Source organism: Lysinibacillus canaveralius, from assembly GCF_047301505.1.
In the GTDB taxonomy this organism is placed as follows: domain Bacteria; phylum Bacillota; class Bacilli; order Bacillales_A; family Planococcaceae; genus Lysinibacillus_B.
Map to the genome: position 1 here is coordinate 1,914,184 of NZ_CP154840.1, position 13,407 is coordinate 1,927,590.

At 40.4% G+C, this 13,407-nt stretch carries 16 protein-coding genes and 2 pseudogenes; 14 read left to right on the top strand and 4 right to left on the bottom strand.

Annotation, left to right across the window (positions count from 1 at the left end; translation table 11 throughout):
* Window positions 1-4: 4 nt before the first annotated feature.
* Together AA0Y26_RS09590 and AA0Y26_RS09595 are read left to right on the top strand one after the other, a co-directional pair.
* Window positions 5-763 (top strand): ABC transporter ATP-binding protein, encoded by a 759-nt coding sequence (locus tag AA0Y26_RS09590; RefSeq protein WP_413367317.1) that lies wholly within the window; start codon window positions 5-7, stop codon window positions 761-763.
* Between the two features lie 94 nt (window positions 764-857).
* A complete protein-coding gene (locus AA0Y26_RS09595) occupies window positions 858-1,163 on the top strand; it encodes a hypothetical protein (RefSeq protein WP_413367319.1) in 306 nt (101 codons plus the stop codon).
* 65 nt (window positions 1,164-1,228) lie between these two features.
* On the opposite strand, the gene AA0Y26_RS09600 is transcribed toward AA0Y26_RS09595, so the two are convergent.
* Window positions 1,229-1,792 (bottom strand): NUDIX hydrolase, encoded by a 564-nt coding sequence (locus AA0Y26_RS09600; RefSeq protein ID WP_413367321.1) that lies wholly within the window; start codon window positions 1,790-1,792, stop codon window positions 1,229-1,231.
* Between the two features lie 158 nt (window positions 1,793-1,950).
* Between AA0Y26_RS09600 and AA0Y26_RS09605 the strand changes: the two genes are divergently transcribed.
* From AA0Y26_RS09605 to AA0Y26_RS09615, 3 genes are all read left to right on the top strand, one after another.
* Entirely contained in the window at window positions 1,951-2,478 is a 528-nt protein-coding gene (locus AA0Y26_RS09605) for a restriction endonuclease (RefSeq protein ID WP_413367323.1), read from the top strand.
* 34 nt (window positions 2,479-2,512) lie between these two features.
* A complete protein-coding gene (locus AA0Y26_RS09610; protein ID WP_413367325.1) occupies window positions 2,513-2,929 on the top strand; it encodes a (deoxy)nucleoside triphosphate pyrophosphohydrolase in 417 nt (138 codons plus the stop codon).
* A 168-nt stretch (window positions 2,930-3,097) separates the two neighbouring features.
* Complete coding sequence (locus AA0Y26_RS09615; protein WP_413367327.1) at window positions 3,098-3,541, top strand: hypothetical protein; 444 nt, start codon at window positions 3,098-3,100, stop codon at window positions 3,539-3,541.
* A 903-nt stretch (window positions 3,542-4,444) separates the two neighbouring features.
* On the opposite strand, the gene AA0Y26_RS09620 is transcribed toward AA0Y26_RS09615, so the two are convergent.
* On the bottom strand, window positions 4,445-4,666 hold the full coding sequence (locus AA0Y26_RS09620; RefSeq protein ID WP_413367329.1) for a hypothetical protein: 222 nt from the start codon (window positions 4,664-4,666) through the stop codon (window positions 4,445-4,447).
* Window positions 4,667-4,867: 201 nt separating this feature from the next.
* Between AA0Y26_RS09620 and AA0Y26_RS09625 the strand changes: the two are divergent.
* The 4 genes and pseudogenes from AA0Y26_RS09625 to AA0Y26_RS09640 form a co-directional block, all read left to right on the top strand.
* Window positions 4,868-5,088 (top strand): annotated as a pseudogene (locus tag AA0Y26_RS09625) (M48 family peptidase); the annotation flags it as partial.
* A gap of 249 nt (window positions 5,089-5,337) precedes the next feature.
* Window positions 5,338-6,033 carry an ABC transporter ATP-binding protein gene (locus AA0Y26_RS09630; protein WP_413367331.1) on the top strand — a complete coding sequence of 232 codons (696 nt, stop codon included), beginning with the start codon at window positions 5,338-5,340 and terminating at the stop codon, window positions 6,031-6,033.
* On the top strand, window positions 6,020-7,126 hold the full coding sequence (locus AA0Y26_RS09635) for an ABC transporter permease (protein WP_413367333.1): 1,107 nt from the start codon (window positions 6,020-6,022) through the stop codon (window positions 7,124-7,126). Before AA0Y26_RS09630 ends, AA0Y26_RS09635 begins: the two co-directional genes overlap by 14 nt.
* 395 nt (window positions 7,127-7,521) lie before the next feature.
* Window positions 7,522-8,250 (top strand): hypothetical protein, encoded by a 729-nt coding sequence (locus AA0Y26_RS09640; RefSeq protein ID WP_413367335.1) that lies wholly within the window; start codon window positions 7,522-7,524, stop codon window positions 8,248-8,250.
* Window positions 8,251-8,262: 12 nt separating this feature from the next.
* Here the strand turns inward: AA0Y26_RS09640 and AA0Y26_RS09645 are convergent, their stop codons facing one another.
* Window positions 8,263-8,631: a DUF5071 domain-containing protein gene (locus AA0Y26_RS09645; RefSeq protein ID WP_413367337.1), complete on the bottom strand. Its 369-nt coding sequence runs from the start codon at window positions 8,629-8,631 to the stop codon at window positions 8,263-8,265.
* A 177-nt stretch (window positions 8,632-8,808) separates the two neighbouring features.
* Here AA0Y26_RS09645 and AA0Y26_RS09650 point away from each other — a divergent pair, with 177 nt between their 5' ends.
* Window positions 8,809-9,666, top strand: coding sequence for a LysR family transcriptional regulator (locus AA0Y26_RS09650; RefSeq protein ID WP_413367339.1), 858 nt, complete (start codon window positions 8,809-8,811; stop codon window positions 9,664-9,666).
* Between the two features lie 27 nt (window positions 9,667-9,693).
* On the opposite strand, the gene AA0Y26_RS09655 is transcribed toward AA0Y26_RS09650, so the two are convergent.
* Complete coding sequence (locus AA0Y26_RS09655; RefSeq protein ID WP_413367341.1) at window positions 9,694-10,449, bottom strand: class I SAM-dependent methyltransferase; 756 nt, start codon at window positions 10,447-10,449, stop codon at window positions 9,694-9,696.
* Window positions 10,450-11,263: 814 nt separating this feature from the next.
* Between AA0Y26_RS09655 and AA0Y26_RS09660 the strand changes: the two are divergent.
* The 4 genes and pseudogenes from AA0Y26_RS09660 to AA0Y26_RS09675 form a co-directional block, all read left to right on the top strand.
* Window positions 11,264-11,440: pseudogene (locus tag AA0Y26_RS09660) on the top strand (pre-toxin TG domain-containing protein); the annotation flags it as partial.
* Between the two features lie 165 nt (window positions 11,441-11,605).
* Complete coding sequence (locus AA0Y26_RS09665; protein ID WP_413368134.1) at window positions 11,606-12,202, top strand: HNH endonuclease; 597 nt, start codon at window positions 11,606-11,608, stop codon at window positions 12,200-12,202.
* Between the two features lie 29 nt (window positions 12,203-12,231).
* Window positions 12,232-12,699, top strand: a complete 468-nt coding sequence (locus AA0Y26_RS09670; protein WP_413367343.1) for a DUF6985 domain-containing protein — start codon at window positions 12,232-12,234, stop codon at window positions 12,697-12,699.
* A 408-nt stretch (window positions 12,700-13,107) separates the two neighbouring features.
* A complete protein-coding gene (locus tag AA0Y26_RS09675) occupies window positions 13,108-13,365 on the top strand; it encodes a hypothetical protein (RefSeq protein ID WP_413367345.1) in 258 nt (85 codons plus the stop codon).
* The last annotated feature ends 42 nt before the right edge of the window (window positions 13,366-13,407 follow it).

A 13,407-nucleotide genomic window follows, 5' to 3' on the forward strand; every position in this document is an offset into this window, starting at 1 on the left:
GCAGATGAAGAAGATGATTATCGGTGACCGCATAACAAAATCGTTCGGAGAAAGAAAGGAACAGCGGAATGTTCTCGATGAAGTTTCTATTGAAATAAACGAAGGCGAATTCGTTGCGATCATGGGGCCGTCTGGGTCAGGAAAATCAACGCTGATGTTTGCACTAAGTGGAATGGATCAGGTTAATAGCGGAAAGGTCTTTTTTGAAGACAGGGAGTTATCTGTAATGGGAGAAAATGAGCTGTCAGACATACGTAGAACAAAAATGGGATTTGTTTTTCAGCAGCCTACGATGCTGAAAAATTTAAATATTATCGATAATATTATTCTTCCTGTGATGCGTGACAACAGAAAAAATGCCGCCAAAATTTCAGAGAAGGCAAGAGCGCTGATGAAACAAGTCGGCATTGAAGAACTTGAAAAACATAATATTACACAGGTTTCAGGAGGTCAACTGCAGCGGGCGGGGATATGCAGAGCACTTATGAACAATCCGAACATCATTTTTGGAGATGAGCCTACCGGAGCCCTCAATTCAAAATCTGCACAGGAAATTTTGAATATATTTTCTGAAATTAACGAGGAAGGCACGACAATTCTGCTTGTCACTCACGACGCAAAGGTTGCCGCACGGACAGAGCGTATTCTGTTTATGCGTGACGGAAAAATCGTCAGCGAGCAGAAACTCTCAAAATATGAGGAGACCGATATGGATGCGAGAATCGAGAAAGTTACAAAGAAAATGATCGAATTAGGCATATAATTCTTGTGCTACGAGATGCGTTGGGAAGAAGTGAATGTAAATTTTTAAATAAATCTAAAGATCCAGGTATACCAGCAGGTTGACCAATTAACTTTTGCTGGATTCAGCAGTCCCTGAGGTGAACGGACACTGCATTTTGCTGGTAAGTTACCCATTTTGGCTGCCCTCAATGATTTTTATCCCTTGTAATGAAGAAGGATTTTACTGGGTAGAAGATCTACTCCTACCTGACAGTCTTGCTTACGGTGAATTAGAAAATGGCGTATATAATATAGCCGGAAGAGGGCACTCATTTATTTTCCTTACGGAAGTTATGCTAGACATAGCAGAAGAAGGAATTTACATTGAAAATGGTCCACTCTTTGATGGTATTACTATAGCTGAAAAAAACTCACCGTAAGCATTAAAGGCATTTGCTTTCCAAAGAAATGCATTAACGTATAGTGTGGCCCGGCTTTTACATAATTACGACCCTGTTCTCGATCGTTCCGTCAAATAATGCCGTGCCATATAATAGGCATTAGCAGTGAATAGCTGGGTATTGATGTTATTGGTTTTCATAAGTGTGCCGAAGTCATCAAAATCCACCAATTTTACGGAGATTTCTTCGGTCGAATCAAGGGCTTGCTTAAATTCTTTATAGGCATCTAACAGCAGGTAGGTTTTGACTTTGTTAGTTTGTGTAGCTGGGTTGACCATGAATTCGCCCAAAAGAATGGGCTGCTTCGAAGAAATAAAGCCTGTCTCTTCTCTGATCTCCCTTATTAAACCTTCCTCAGGAGTTTCATTTCCTTCTATCTTTCCGGCAGGTACTTCCAGGAAAAAGTCCGCGCCTGCATATCTATACTGTTCTACAAGTACCATTTGATTATCCTTTGTCAGCACAACAGCATTCACCCAATCTGCATATTCATTTACATAATAATCATCAATTACTATTCCATTAGGATGTTCACATATATCTTTTCGAATATTTCCAAACGGCGACTTATGTATATATTCGGTTTTTAGTGTTTTCCATTTCTTCATAATTTTCTCCTAAGGGTTAAATAGACGTACGAACACCTTACTGAATAGGGTTTGCAGGTAGTATAAAATCCTTTTGAAACTTGTCTGCAACTTTAATTTATTCTATAATATATAAAATTTTCCATTTTAGTGCAAATAAATAATTACAGGAGGCAGGCATGGATTTATTACTAGTTATCGTAGAATCATTTTGGCAGGTGATTAAGCCGAATCTACATTACATTTTCATCGTCGTTTTCATTTTAATTATTGTTCAAGCCATTAAAATCTATGCTGAAAAGCAAAAAGAGAAGAAACTTAGGAGGTCAGGCATTTTTGAAGTGGATGAGATGAGCGGTATTACTTTTGAAAATTACTTAAAAAGCTTACTAAAAATGCAGGGATTTGCGGTACAAATGACGCCGGCAGCCGGAGACTACGGGGCAGATCTCATTTTAACAAAAAATAATGAAAGAATAGTTGTGCAGGCAAAGCGCTATAAAAAGAAAGTAGGCGTTCGGGCAGTACAGGAAATCGTTTCTGCAAAAGGGCACTATCAAGCTTCGGCATGCTGGGTCATTACAAATAATTATTATACCCAGCAGGCGGTGAACCTAGCTAAATCCAATCAAGTCCGTTTAATCGACCGGGATGAATTGATTACGTGGATGATACAGGAGAAGGATGCGCAGGCTAAAGTTTCGTAATGCTTGCAATGATGAGAGAGTAAAGGTGATCAATATGAAAAAAACACTGCATGTGGTGGGAGCCATTATTGAAAATGAACAAAATGAAGTGTTTTGTGCTTTAAGAAGCCCGGAGATGGTGCTGCCGAATTACTGGGAATTCCCGGGCGGAAAAATAGAGGCGGATGAAACGCCGGAAACCGCATTAAAACGTGAAATACTGGAAGAATTTCTCTGCCGTATCCATGTTGGGGAAAAGGTAGCGGATACAACACATGAATACGACCATATCATTGTCCGGTTAGAAACGTACAAGGCGACATTAGTAGATGGACCGGACCCGATTGTGATCGAGCATGCGGAAGCGAGATGGGTGCCAAAGGGGGAGCTTTTACAGCTGAACTTCGCACCAGCTGATATACCGGCTGTGAAAAAGCTTGCAGCAGAAGTAACCCTGAAAGAAGAAATATAATCCTGGGGAGCAGAAGCAGCTCATGCAAAAGCCTGAAAACTATTTAACTTGTGTTCAACAATCGGGCCAGAGTGTTGAAGGGGAAATTTTTTAAGGAGTATTGATATTATGAGAAAATTTAAAACTTATAGAGATTATTTGAATAATACTTAACATTGGGGGAACAAGATGAAATACAATTCAATTCCACGGCGAAAAAGTAATTTATTAATAGCCTTTTTTTACTTAATCTTATGTATATTGAGTTGGGAGCTACCTATTCATAGATGGATAATTTTAACTGCATTTATAGTTTTCTTGCTATTGGCATTTGTAAAATATACTTTAGTCATTAATCACAATATCATTTATACTATTCAACTATTCAGGATAACTATATATAAAAAAGAGGTAACATCTTTGCACATAAAAGAAATTATTTTCAAAAGAAGAGATTGGAGTTCCAAACTAGCTGTCATTAAGTTGTATAAAGGTCTATCTATTCGTGTAGCTCTGTTTAAACCAGAAAATGTGTATGATGATTTAGTTGAATTTTGTGAGGATAACGCCATTCATTATGAGAAAACGAGGGATTATAAAATAATTGAAAAAATGACATATGCCTCGAAATGATACTATCGTATATCCATACACCATCAAGCAAAATAACGTCCCCACATGCAAGTTTGGAAACAGACCAAAAAGGCATAAATGTTGTTAGATTAATGTTCGTGCCTTTTTACGAGGACTAGTGTTTATACAGCTTTTTATGCAAAGCTGTATAAACACAGCTAAGATAAGACCTTCCAGAGTGTGTTATCAAAATAAAAACCTGTATATAGAGACAAGTTATTAAGCAGTATACCAGCATTTTTTTAACGTTCCTATACTTCAATTACAGGGGCTATACAACAATCGGTCGCTCATGTTGAATATGCCGTTCTGTTCCTCTTGCATCCACGGAGACAAGGGTTGTTAAGTACATAAGAATATAGTAAAAGCGGTCCGCCACAGAATAGATTGTGGAAGGCCGCCTTTTTATTATAAACACCATCACCATTTATTGTTGGTTAGATCTGATTCACTTAATCGGATACAAATAAACTACAATATCTAGTTAGCTTACGATACACAATGATTTCATAATGAAGCTCGCAATGAAAGCTAGTATAATTGCTCTAACGAGAGTAGAGAAGATATAGAAATCAGAAATTTTAGGACCCGAGCTTCCATGAAACATACCACCAATCCATGCACCGATAATGTTACCAATAATTCTACTCGTCCCTATCTGGAACAATTACAAGGTCAGTCTGGTATTTGGTTTTGGAATTCACAAACATCAAATATACATGTACAAGCTGTAGCGAGATGGTGCTCTCCCACCTGAGCTGCAAGACTTTAAAAGATACAAAAATAACAATGTTCTTACATATCGCCATAGCGTTTTAGGTGGGAGAGAGGCATAGACAACCTTTATAGTTTTTCTTATTTATTATTTCCAAAAAATAGACAATCCGCGCTTTACTCCCCGCATTAACGTTTCTTCTTTTTATCGTCTACCAGTAATGCTTCCTTCTTATTTATTTTTTCTAACACTACATGGACGTGGAATTTATTCTCTTCAATTTGAATGACATCTACCACTTTTCCTTTACGGCCTTTAATTTTAAGATCTTCATTGACTTGGGGGATACGTTGTAAACATTGACTAAGGACAGATGAGTTTTTTTCTAAATAATGAATGGCAAACAACATGTTTAGGCGCTCCTTGTAACCTCAAATAGAAGGTTGAGTGAATTTTTTTCAATTTATGATGATGTCAGCGTATATAGAACGTCAGAAAAGAAGATTGATAAACTTGAGAGAAATGATTTCCGGACTTCAATAATAGGATAGGGTAACGAAGGAATGGAGGTGTAGAAGGAATGACGGAAAAATGGGGCTTAACAGCTGTTGTTCTCGTTGAGCAAAAGCTACGGCATAAGTACGCAGCTTTTTTCCTCCTGGCTGAGGGATAATATGATTGGATTTTGGTTGGAATTGGGGCTGTCGGTTCTTTATTGGCTCATCAAAAAAGTCCGAAGAGATGGTGGCTGTATGCATGGGCGTTAACTGTGCCGTTTTCAATTTTTCATATGTTGATTCAGCCTGTCGTTATCGCCCCGTTGTACAATGATTGAACATATATTTTCCGATACTTGACCATAACCTTATGTTTAGCGCTTCTCTAAAGCTTGTTTTATTTGTTGATACGACATAACGCAAAAAAGGCCCTTATAAATGTAAAAAACTAACAGATTCTTCTTCTGCAATCCTCCAATAGTTCCTCTCATTTTCTACAGCTCTCCCTTAAAAACCCCGTATTAAAGAAAAATGAAACCATTCCAAAACTCAAACGTAAATATATGGAAGAAAGGATGATAAGTATGGTTTCGATTTACATAAAAAAGGCAGGATATAGCGAGTCATCGTCTATTTTACATGACGTGCAATTTATGGTGCCGCAAGGGAAACTGATCGGTCTGATTGGTGCGAATGGTGCCGGGAAGAGTACGACGATCCAGTCGATGATGGGAACGATTCCGTTTTTTGAAGGGGAAGTGCAGCTCGGCACATACGGGTATGTACCGGAACGGCCGATTTTATATGAGTATCTTACGTTATGGGAGCACATCGATTTATTGATCCGCACAGTGGGGCAGGAAGAGAATGAACTGAAGAGCCGGGCAAAGGAGCTTTGCAAAACGTTCCGCCTGGATGATAAGCTGCATCTTTACCCAATCCATTTTTCGAAAGGGATGCAGCAGAAGGTGATGCTGATATTGGCATTCACTCCTACATATGAGTTTTATATTTTAGATGAGCCTTTTATGGGTCTTGATCCGCAGGCGATGAGACGGCTCATTCAGCTAGTCGCAGAGGAGAAGGCAAGAGGGGCGGCCATCCTGATGTCCACACATGCACTGGACACAGCTGAAAAGATTTGTGATGGCTATGTCTGCATGCATGAGGGCCATGTACTGAAGCAGGGCACGCTAGAAGAGATGCGTCAGTATGAGGGACAATCTCTCTTAGAGCTATTTGACGAACTGATTGAAGGTGCAGCCCGTGCAGTTGTTTAAGGAACGTTTGATCAGAGAATGGCGTTTTCATACGAAGCTATTAAAGGACGTTATGGATTGGACGATTCTTCTGTACGCCATGATTCCGGCAGGAGCATTTATTTATTTTCTTTACAGGGAGACCGTGCTGCGGGGGGAGTTCGGCTTTTTCGTTTACATACCGATTGAATTCGTTATTTTTGTCCTCATTTTACTTGGCAGTGTGGGCTATATGCGGACCTTTATTGAACCGGCAGACCGGCTGTTCATCATTCAGCATCCCCATATCTTTACCAGGCTGAAACGGTTTTCGATTTATTACTCGATCGTTTGGCAGTCGCTTTTTATTACTGGTATGTTGCTTTTGCTGACGCCCGTACTGTTTATACATTATGAGCTCATGATAGGGGATGTCCTGCAGATAGGGATCGCAATGCTGTTGTACTTCTGTTTCAACCCTTGTATCGAATGGAGCCATTTACATAAATGGATAAAAGGGCCTGCCGGTTTGCTCTTCGCTGCTTGTCTAAGTGCGGTAATTGTATATGTACCGGAAATGGGGTTGGTTCTGCTGCCAGCTGGACTAGTGCTTGTACTATTATTTATCGAAATGCGCCATGTACGCTCAGGCGCTTATTTTGAAAAGCAGCTGGAACATGATCTAAAGGCGCATACCCGCTGGCTGGGCCGTCTTTTCTTCTTTAATAATGAATTAAAAAGCATGATCAAGGAGCATCACACGGTAAAAGCCCCGCGTCTGTTTAAAGGCCGTCTGTTTAAGGGTTCGGATGATGCGGTGGCGGAGCTCCTTGTTAAAACGCTTGTCCGGAATAAGCGTTACCGGTGGAGCTATGTGCGGCTGGTGCTTATAACGATTCCGCTTTATCTTGCCCTGCCGTTTTGGGCAGATCTGCTGCTGCTCGGTTTTTCCTATTTCATGCTGACTGGCTGGCTTGAATCGGTCATGTATGAAGTAAAGGGCCATGCGATCTTCAACGTTCTGAAGCTGCAGGATGAGCAGTGGAATACTTCCATGAAGAGGATAAAAGCGATTTTCGTAGCGCCGGTCCTTCTTTGTATGGGACTGGTGGTTGTGCTGGGCTTCCTGCTTTAATAATTATTTGGAACAGTCATTTTCTAATCGGAATGGCTGTTTTTAATATAGGAGAAAAATTTTAGGAGGGTCCTGCTAAAGGGGCAAGTTCAACGTGTGACAAGGCTCGGAACGGTTGCACGACAAAAGTCGCGGGTAATCTAGGTCATAAAATAAAAGGGAAATTATGCTATATTTTCGTTATTGCTTTGAAAGTGCCATAGAGTGAATGGCTAAAAACCGAATGAATTAACAAGCGGTTAATTCGTATTCCTGCCGTTTTACCTCGTGAGTGATGGGGTGAGAATTGATATCTTGCTGTGGACACACTAGTTGACCGAATGGAGATCGCAGAAACCAGCACAGTAGAAGGCGGGACTTTTGAGCAATAAACCGAATCATAAGGAGAGAGCAACATGAAAAACAAATGGATGGCGGCCTTGTTCGCAGGAATGCTGCTAACAGCTTGCAGCGGTGAGGAAGCTGGCAAAGACAAAGAAACAGAAAAGGAAGAACCGATAGAAGAGGTCAGCGCGGAAAATGAAACAGCTGTTGATGAGGACAACCCTACTCACATCTTCAAAGAGGGGACATTTGAGGCAGATGTGATGGCAGCCGGACTTCCGGCAGATATGAATTTAAAATTAAATGCCATTTCGAAAGTCATGCAGGCATCCTTACAGGAAAATGCAGACTGGTATATGGAAACACTTGCCGGCCTGAAGGAAGGGGAGCCTCTTCCATACGATGAAAAGCTAGGCATTACACAGGAACAATACGATCTTTTACTGAGCGCAAATGATCATATGACACTTGGTAAGGTCGGTGAAAGCGACGTAATAGTAACGAAAGCTGATGAAGGGCTGACGATTGAGATTCCGTCCTCTAAATTAATGAAAAAGCTGACAATTAATACAGAAGGCACTTCGATTCAAAGCGACGCAGGCGAACTGTCCTATGATGGAGAAATCACAGCTTCTGATAATCAAAAGGTGACAGGGAAATGGGATGGCTATGCCTTCGTTGACTCATCCAAAATGGTCGAGTTTTCATTTGGTGAGTTGGAAGAGAGCGGGGACACAATTATTTATATGAGATCAGCTCAAGAAGGACAAGAAACCCAGACTGAAATTCTGATTTTCTAATTAAGTCCGGTTTTATAGTATGGCAAGAATCCCTGCTGCTAATTGGTCCACCTCTTCAAGCCGGTCATCCTTGCTTGGGTGGTGGCTGAGCTCCAGCAGCTCTTCTTTCAACAATAGCTGATGATCTTTAGTCATCGGTATCACTAATTCTTGCAGGCACCAGTATTTCCATATGGAATCGGTGCCTTTTAGTATGTCTTTTATATGTGGCACTGTTTCTTTTGGATAGGCACGCAGCAGCTCGGCCATTTTTGCAGCAATCGGCCAATTCATATCCTGGATCCAGACAAGCAGCTCCGGAAGTATCGGGATAATTTCCTCCCTTGTGGACATCTGGAGGCGGAGCATGGCCAGTTCATCAAATTTATCTCTAGGAATCATGATTTCTCCTCCTTTTTATGTTCAGTATACCAAAACGCTGCACTGGGGAAAGCGGGAAAATGAACAGGATAGAGACCGTATGCAACGAAATCTGCCAACTGCCGTAATTAGCGGCAGGCAGGGAATAGGTGGACATAAAAGTATGGAACTGAACAATTTTACAAAGGAGAGATGCAAATGGATACGACACTGCTAAAGATATTTATAACAGCAGCTGAAACAGAAAATTTTAGGGAGACGGCAGAGCAATTGATGATGACGCAGCCTGCCGTCTCAAAATCTATTCAGAAGTTAGAGGCGCAATTGAATCTTCCTTTATTCATTCGTTCGCAGCAACGTGTAAAACTGCATGCAAACGGTCACTTTCTTTTACCGCGTGCGAAAAAGGTGCTGGACGCAGAGCAGCAGATGCTTGATGAGCTCAAAGCATTTCAATTGGGCGTAACAGAAAAATTGATTCTTGGAGTCGCTCCGCAGATTGCCAATTCGATGCTGCCATACATCATAAAACGGTTTGGTGAGATCTATCCGGATGTGTCTGTGCAAATAGAACTTCTTCCTTCCAATGAAATAGGCGAAGCCGTGTTCCGGCAACAGGTGGATATTGGTTTGTCAAAAATCGAATCGACGAGGGAGTTAGTTACAAGGAGCATTGCTATAGAGCCGATTGTGCTTGTTGTATGTACAAATTTGGCGAAGGAAGAACCGAAAGCGTTACTGAAGAAAGCGATCATTTACACGCATGCATACTCGCCGTATTGGGAACAGGTTGAGCGGGAGCTGCCTATTGACTGCCGAATTGAAAGACTAAATCAAACAGAGGTAATCAAAACTTTCGTGAAGCAGGGGTTAGGGATTGCCTTCTTGCCAAAGAGCGTGGTCCACACAGAAATACAAACAGGGACACTTACAGCCATCGAACTTCCATTTCTACACAATATACAGTCAGCGACTTATATACATATGAAATACCATCAAGAAACTTTTACTCGTTTCATCGAAGTATGCAGATCAATTTATGAAGAAAATAAATGAGCATGCCGATTTTTGGCATGCTTATTTTTACTTTACCGCCACAAAGCGCAGCCGCCAGTAATCGGCCACCCAAGTACCATTTTGATAAAGAACTGGACGCAGCATATTTTCGCATTCCGTGTACAAATCTGCCTTTTCCTTTTCTGATAAATGAGCAAGCAGGCTCGTGCTGAACATATCCAGCCAGTTGCACAGCCCGTCTTCACCAACAAGTGGTGTTGGTCTTTCGTAATAGTCCATCGCAGCAACATGAAAGCCGACTGACTCAAGGTGATGGGTCATTTCCTCAGGGGTAGGGAATACCCAGGGAAACTGTTGGTGTTTGTACGGGATATTCAGCTTTTTTGACGCTTCCTGAATCGCCTTGACGATGGACTGGATATTCCTTGCGCCCCCGAGCTCGGCAACAAACCGGCCACCGGGACGCAGTGCCTCATAGCAGTTCTGCACGACCCGGCGCTGATCCTTCATCCAGTGAATAGCCGCATTTGAAAAGATCGCATTGAACGGAGAGATAAAGGGACCGAAGCTTTCTCCATCAGCCAAAAGAAACGTACAGTGAGGATATTTCTCCCTCGCTTTCTCAATCATTGAGTCAGCCGCATCAATCCCGACAACGCTCGCCTCGAATCTACTTATATCGTTTGCCAAATCCCCTGTGCCACAGCCCACATCCAAAATCCGCTCGCCCGGCTTCGGTGCCAGCACCTCTATCAAACTGCCGCCGAAATTTGAAACAAACCCGTGCTTATTGTCATACAGCTCTGCATTCCATTGAGTCATCGAATCATCTCCTTTTGTTATGTTACTAGGATAGCAGTGGCAGTTATTTCGTTCTAATAATTATTTAGGTGGGAGTTGATAATGTTTTGGAATTAAAGAGGTGATTCATCTTTAAATTATTTAATAAAGATAAGTAAATAATTAAGACATGGGACTGATTTCTACATTAAAAGGAGAACAGAATTCCTTGAAGAATAGGTTGGAAAATTGATGGAACACTTGAACAAATGGAAAAGATACGCTATTAATTAAATGGATATACCTTCCATATCGTATTTAGAAAATAATCCGTCAAGGCACCTGTTCCTTTATCTGGCGGAGATGAGGAAGAGGATGAAGACGATCTTGACGCTGCACTTGATGTCATGGGCATGATTCCCCTCTCAGGAGGTGGAGCCTGATGGCAAAAAAGAAAAAGGGCTTTTTTAGTGCAGTCGGGAGTTTTCTTGGAAGCATTCCAGCAGTAGGGAAAGTGAAAAAGGCTGCAAAGAAAGTAACGAAGAAGGCAAAAAAGGCAGTCAAGTCGGCTAAAAAGAAAATAAAGGCCAAAAAGAAAAAACTGAAGGCAAAGGTGAAGAAGGCCGCCAAAAAGCTGAAGAAGAAGGCGAAGAAAAAAATCGGCAAGGTCTTTACGAAAGCCCGCAAGATTAAAAATAATCTTTCGAAATCTAAAATGGTCAAAAAAGTAAAAAAGGCCATGAAAAAGGCAGTGCTTACAACCAAAAAAGCGGTGAAAAAGGTCAAAAAGGCTGCTAAAGCGGCAGTCAAAGTCGTCAAAAAAGCAGCAAAGAAAGCGGTCGTTTTTGCTAAGAATATGGATCTCAAGCAGGCCATCTCCACCGTCGCCGACTTCATACCGGTCGTCAGCAACGCCAAAGCGATCTACGAAGCCACCGTCGGAAAAGATCCGTTTACGGGCAGGAAATTAGAGGCCTGGGAACGAGGCGCCTCAGCCGCAAGTATATTGGGCGGCCCAATCGTCAAAGGCATCAAGCATGGCGGAAAAGCAGCGGCAGGCATCATTAAAAATAGCGGCAAGTCGACCAAAAAACCAGCAGCGGCTTCAAAACCAAAAGACACTCCAAAGCAGAAGAAGCAAGAGGAAAAGAAAAAGTCCGATACACTGCAGTTGCCGGATGTTAATAAGCCGGCAGAGGTGAAAAAGCAGGGGACGGGTAGTAAAAAGAATGAAGTCCCAACTGCCTTTAAGCAAACTGAATTTGCTAGTTCATATGAAGCTAGACTAAAGCAAACACCTGCAGTGAGCAATCCAAAAGTAGAGTTCCAAGGAACGAGGGGTGAATCTAAATGTATCCTTAAACCACCACCAGATCCAAGTTTAAAACGTATATTAGATGGTGCAGATATTGATGGGATAAATTATAAAAATGCTGTTCCTGATTTCTCACCTGTGACAAAAGCACAACTAGAAATTGATTATATGTTTGGTGGAACAGGCAAACATGGGTCACCTGCAAGAAGACTTAATTTTGTTCAAGCCGATCAAAAGTTAGCTGATCAGCTTAATAAATCTCCTGAATTAGCTAATCAGTTCGGTATGAATTCAGGAAAAATAACCAAGACACAGATAGAAAAATATCGACTTGCTAATGATTTAACGTGGCATGAATTAAATGATGTGAAAACCATCCAACTTGTTCCATCAGAAATAAATAGTACATTTGGGCATCTGGGAGGAGAAGGGGAAATAAATGCAGGAGCTTTTAAACCTAGCAGTTTTGCGAATAAATAAGTAAATAGATAAATAAAGGGGGAATTAATGTGTCAATAAATGACAAGGTTTTTGGGGAACTTGAATTTAATTATGATTGGGTTGGATACAAAAATATGAATTTTTGTGGAAAAGATGCTGAAATAGCAATAATGATAAGTGGTGAAGAGGATGGAAAGTTTGATGATAATCAATATGCAGCATATAAATACTTGATAGAAAACTGGAGTGGAATACAGCAGATTATTTTAAAATCGATATTTGACTATTACAAGAAAAGAAGGCATGAATTAGGTTATGATGTTGAGTATAATGAAAGTTATCCTTTACTTGAGACACCAGATCAGCTTCTTGAAAAAATCATGTTAGTTGGAGTTATTATTCCAAATCCTGAACTATTCGAGTTTCTAGATACGGGAATAATGTTTGATTGTGCCTGGGATCCGGAAAATGGAGTCGGAGTTCGACTTATTAAAGGAGAGGTAGTTAAAGTAGGATTCCAGGATATTGTAATGTGATAGTTAGGAAATAAGACTACATGCAATTAGTAATTTTCATACAACATTTCTTTTAAAGCACGATAGATTTTAGTACTGCTAATATTAAATGGGTAGAATTGAATAAATATTATAAAAGTGTAAAATAACTTATTTGATATAATTATTAAACATTTTAGACTACAAAAAGTATTAATTTTTATAGGCTTATTCCGACATGAAAAATAAGAGGAATGAGCCTTTTTCTACTATAATATAGTGATTTAAAAGACGATAGCTAAACAATCTGCTTTTTAAATATAAAAGAAATGTGGTAAGAACTATCACTACTGTGTATGCTGAAAATTCCTATTTTAAAACAGGTGCATCGGCTGGGAAAGAAATCTTCGATCCGAATGATTTTAGGATCCCATAGGAGGAGGGAATATAGTGTACAGGGTTTATAACGAGAATAATGTAAAAGTAAATGTAACAGAAAAACAGTTAGAAGGATTCCTGAAAGGGGATGGGATGCAATTGCCACTTGAAATAATTGGGGCAATGAGTAAGTCTCTAAATCCGAAATATGCGTCTAGGCTTAAGGAAGCGCTTTATCATGAAAAACAGAGGAATCGAATTACAGCAATATTTGGTTTGTTAAGTTTATTAAATCATGATTATATAGAGATATTACGAGAAAAAGAGTGAAGTATACCGGTAGAAGATTTAAATCGAAAAATTAGTGAAAAG

What these genes read in the sequence shown, in the direction of transcription:
- AA0Y26_RS09590 (WP_413367317.1), top strand. Translation starts at nt 5, where the DNA reads ATGAAGAAGATGATTATCGGTGACCGCATAACAAAATCGTTCGGAGAA.
- AA0Y26_RS09600 (WP_413367321.1), bottom strand. Translation starts at nt 1,792, where the DNA reads ATGAAGAAATGGAAAACACTAAAAACCGAATATATACATAAGTCGCCG.
- AA0Y26_RS09605 (WP_413367323.1), top strand. Translation starts at nt 1,951, where the DNA reads ATGGATTTATTACTAGTTATCGTAGAATCATTTTGGCAGGTGATTAAG.
- AA0Y26_RS09610 (WP_413367325.1), top strand. Translation starts at nt 2,513, where the DNA reads ATGAAAAAAACACTGCATGTGGTGGGAGCCATTATTGAAAATGAACAA.
- AA0Y26_RS09615 (WP_413367327.1), top strand. Translation starts at nt 3,098, where the DNA reads ATGAAATACAATTCAATTCCACGGCGAAAAAGTAATTTATTAATAGCC.
- AA0Y26_RS09620 (WP_413367329.1), bottom strand. Translation starts at nt 4,666, where the DNA reads ATGTTGTTTGCCATTCATTATTTAGAAAAAAACTCATCTGTCCTTAGT.
- AA0Y26_RS09630 (WP_413367331.1), top strand. Translation starts at nt 5,338, where the DNA reads ATGGTTTCGATTTACATAAAAAAGGCAGGATATAGCGAGTCATCGTCT.
- AA0Y26_RS09640 (WP_413367335.1), top strand. Translation starts at nt 7,522, where the DNA reads ATGAAAAACAAATGGATGGCGGCCTTGTTCGCAGGAATGCTGCTAACA.
- AA0Y26_RS09645 (WP_413367337.1), bottom strand. Translation starts at nt 8,631, where the DNA reads ATGATTCCTAGAGATAAATTTGATGAACTGGCCATGCTCCGCCTCCAG.
- AA0Y26_RS09650 (WP_413367339.1), top strand. Translation starts at nt 8,809, where the DNA reads ATGGATACGACACTGCTAAAGATATTTATAACAGCAGCTGAAACAGAA.
- AA0Y26_RS09655 (WP_413367341.1), bottom strand. Translation starts at nt 10,449, where the DNA reads ATGACTCAATGGAATGCAGAGCTGTATGACAATAAGCACGGGTTTGTT.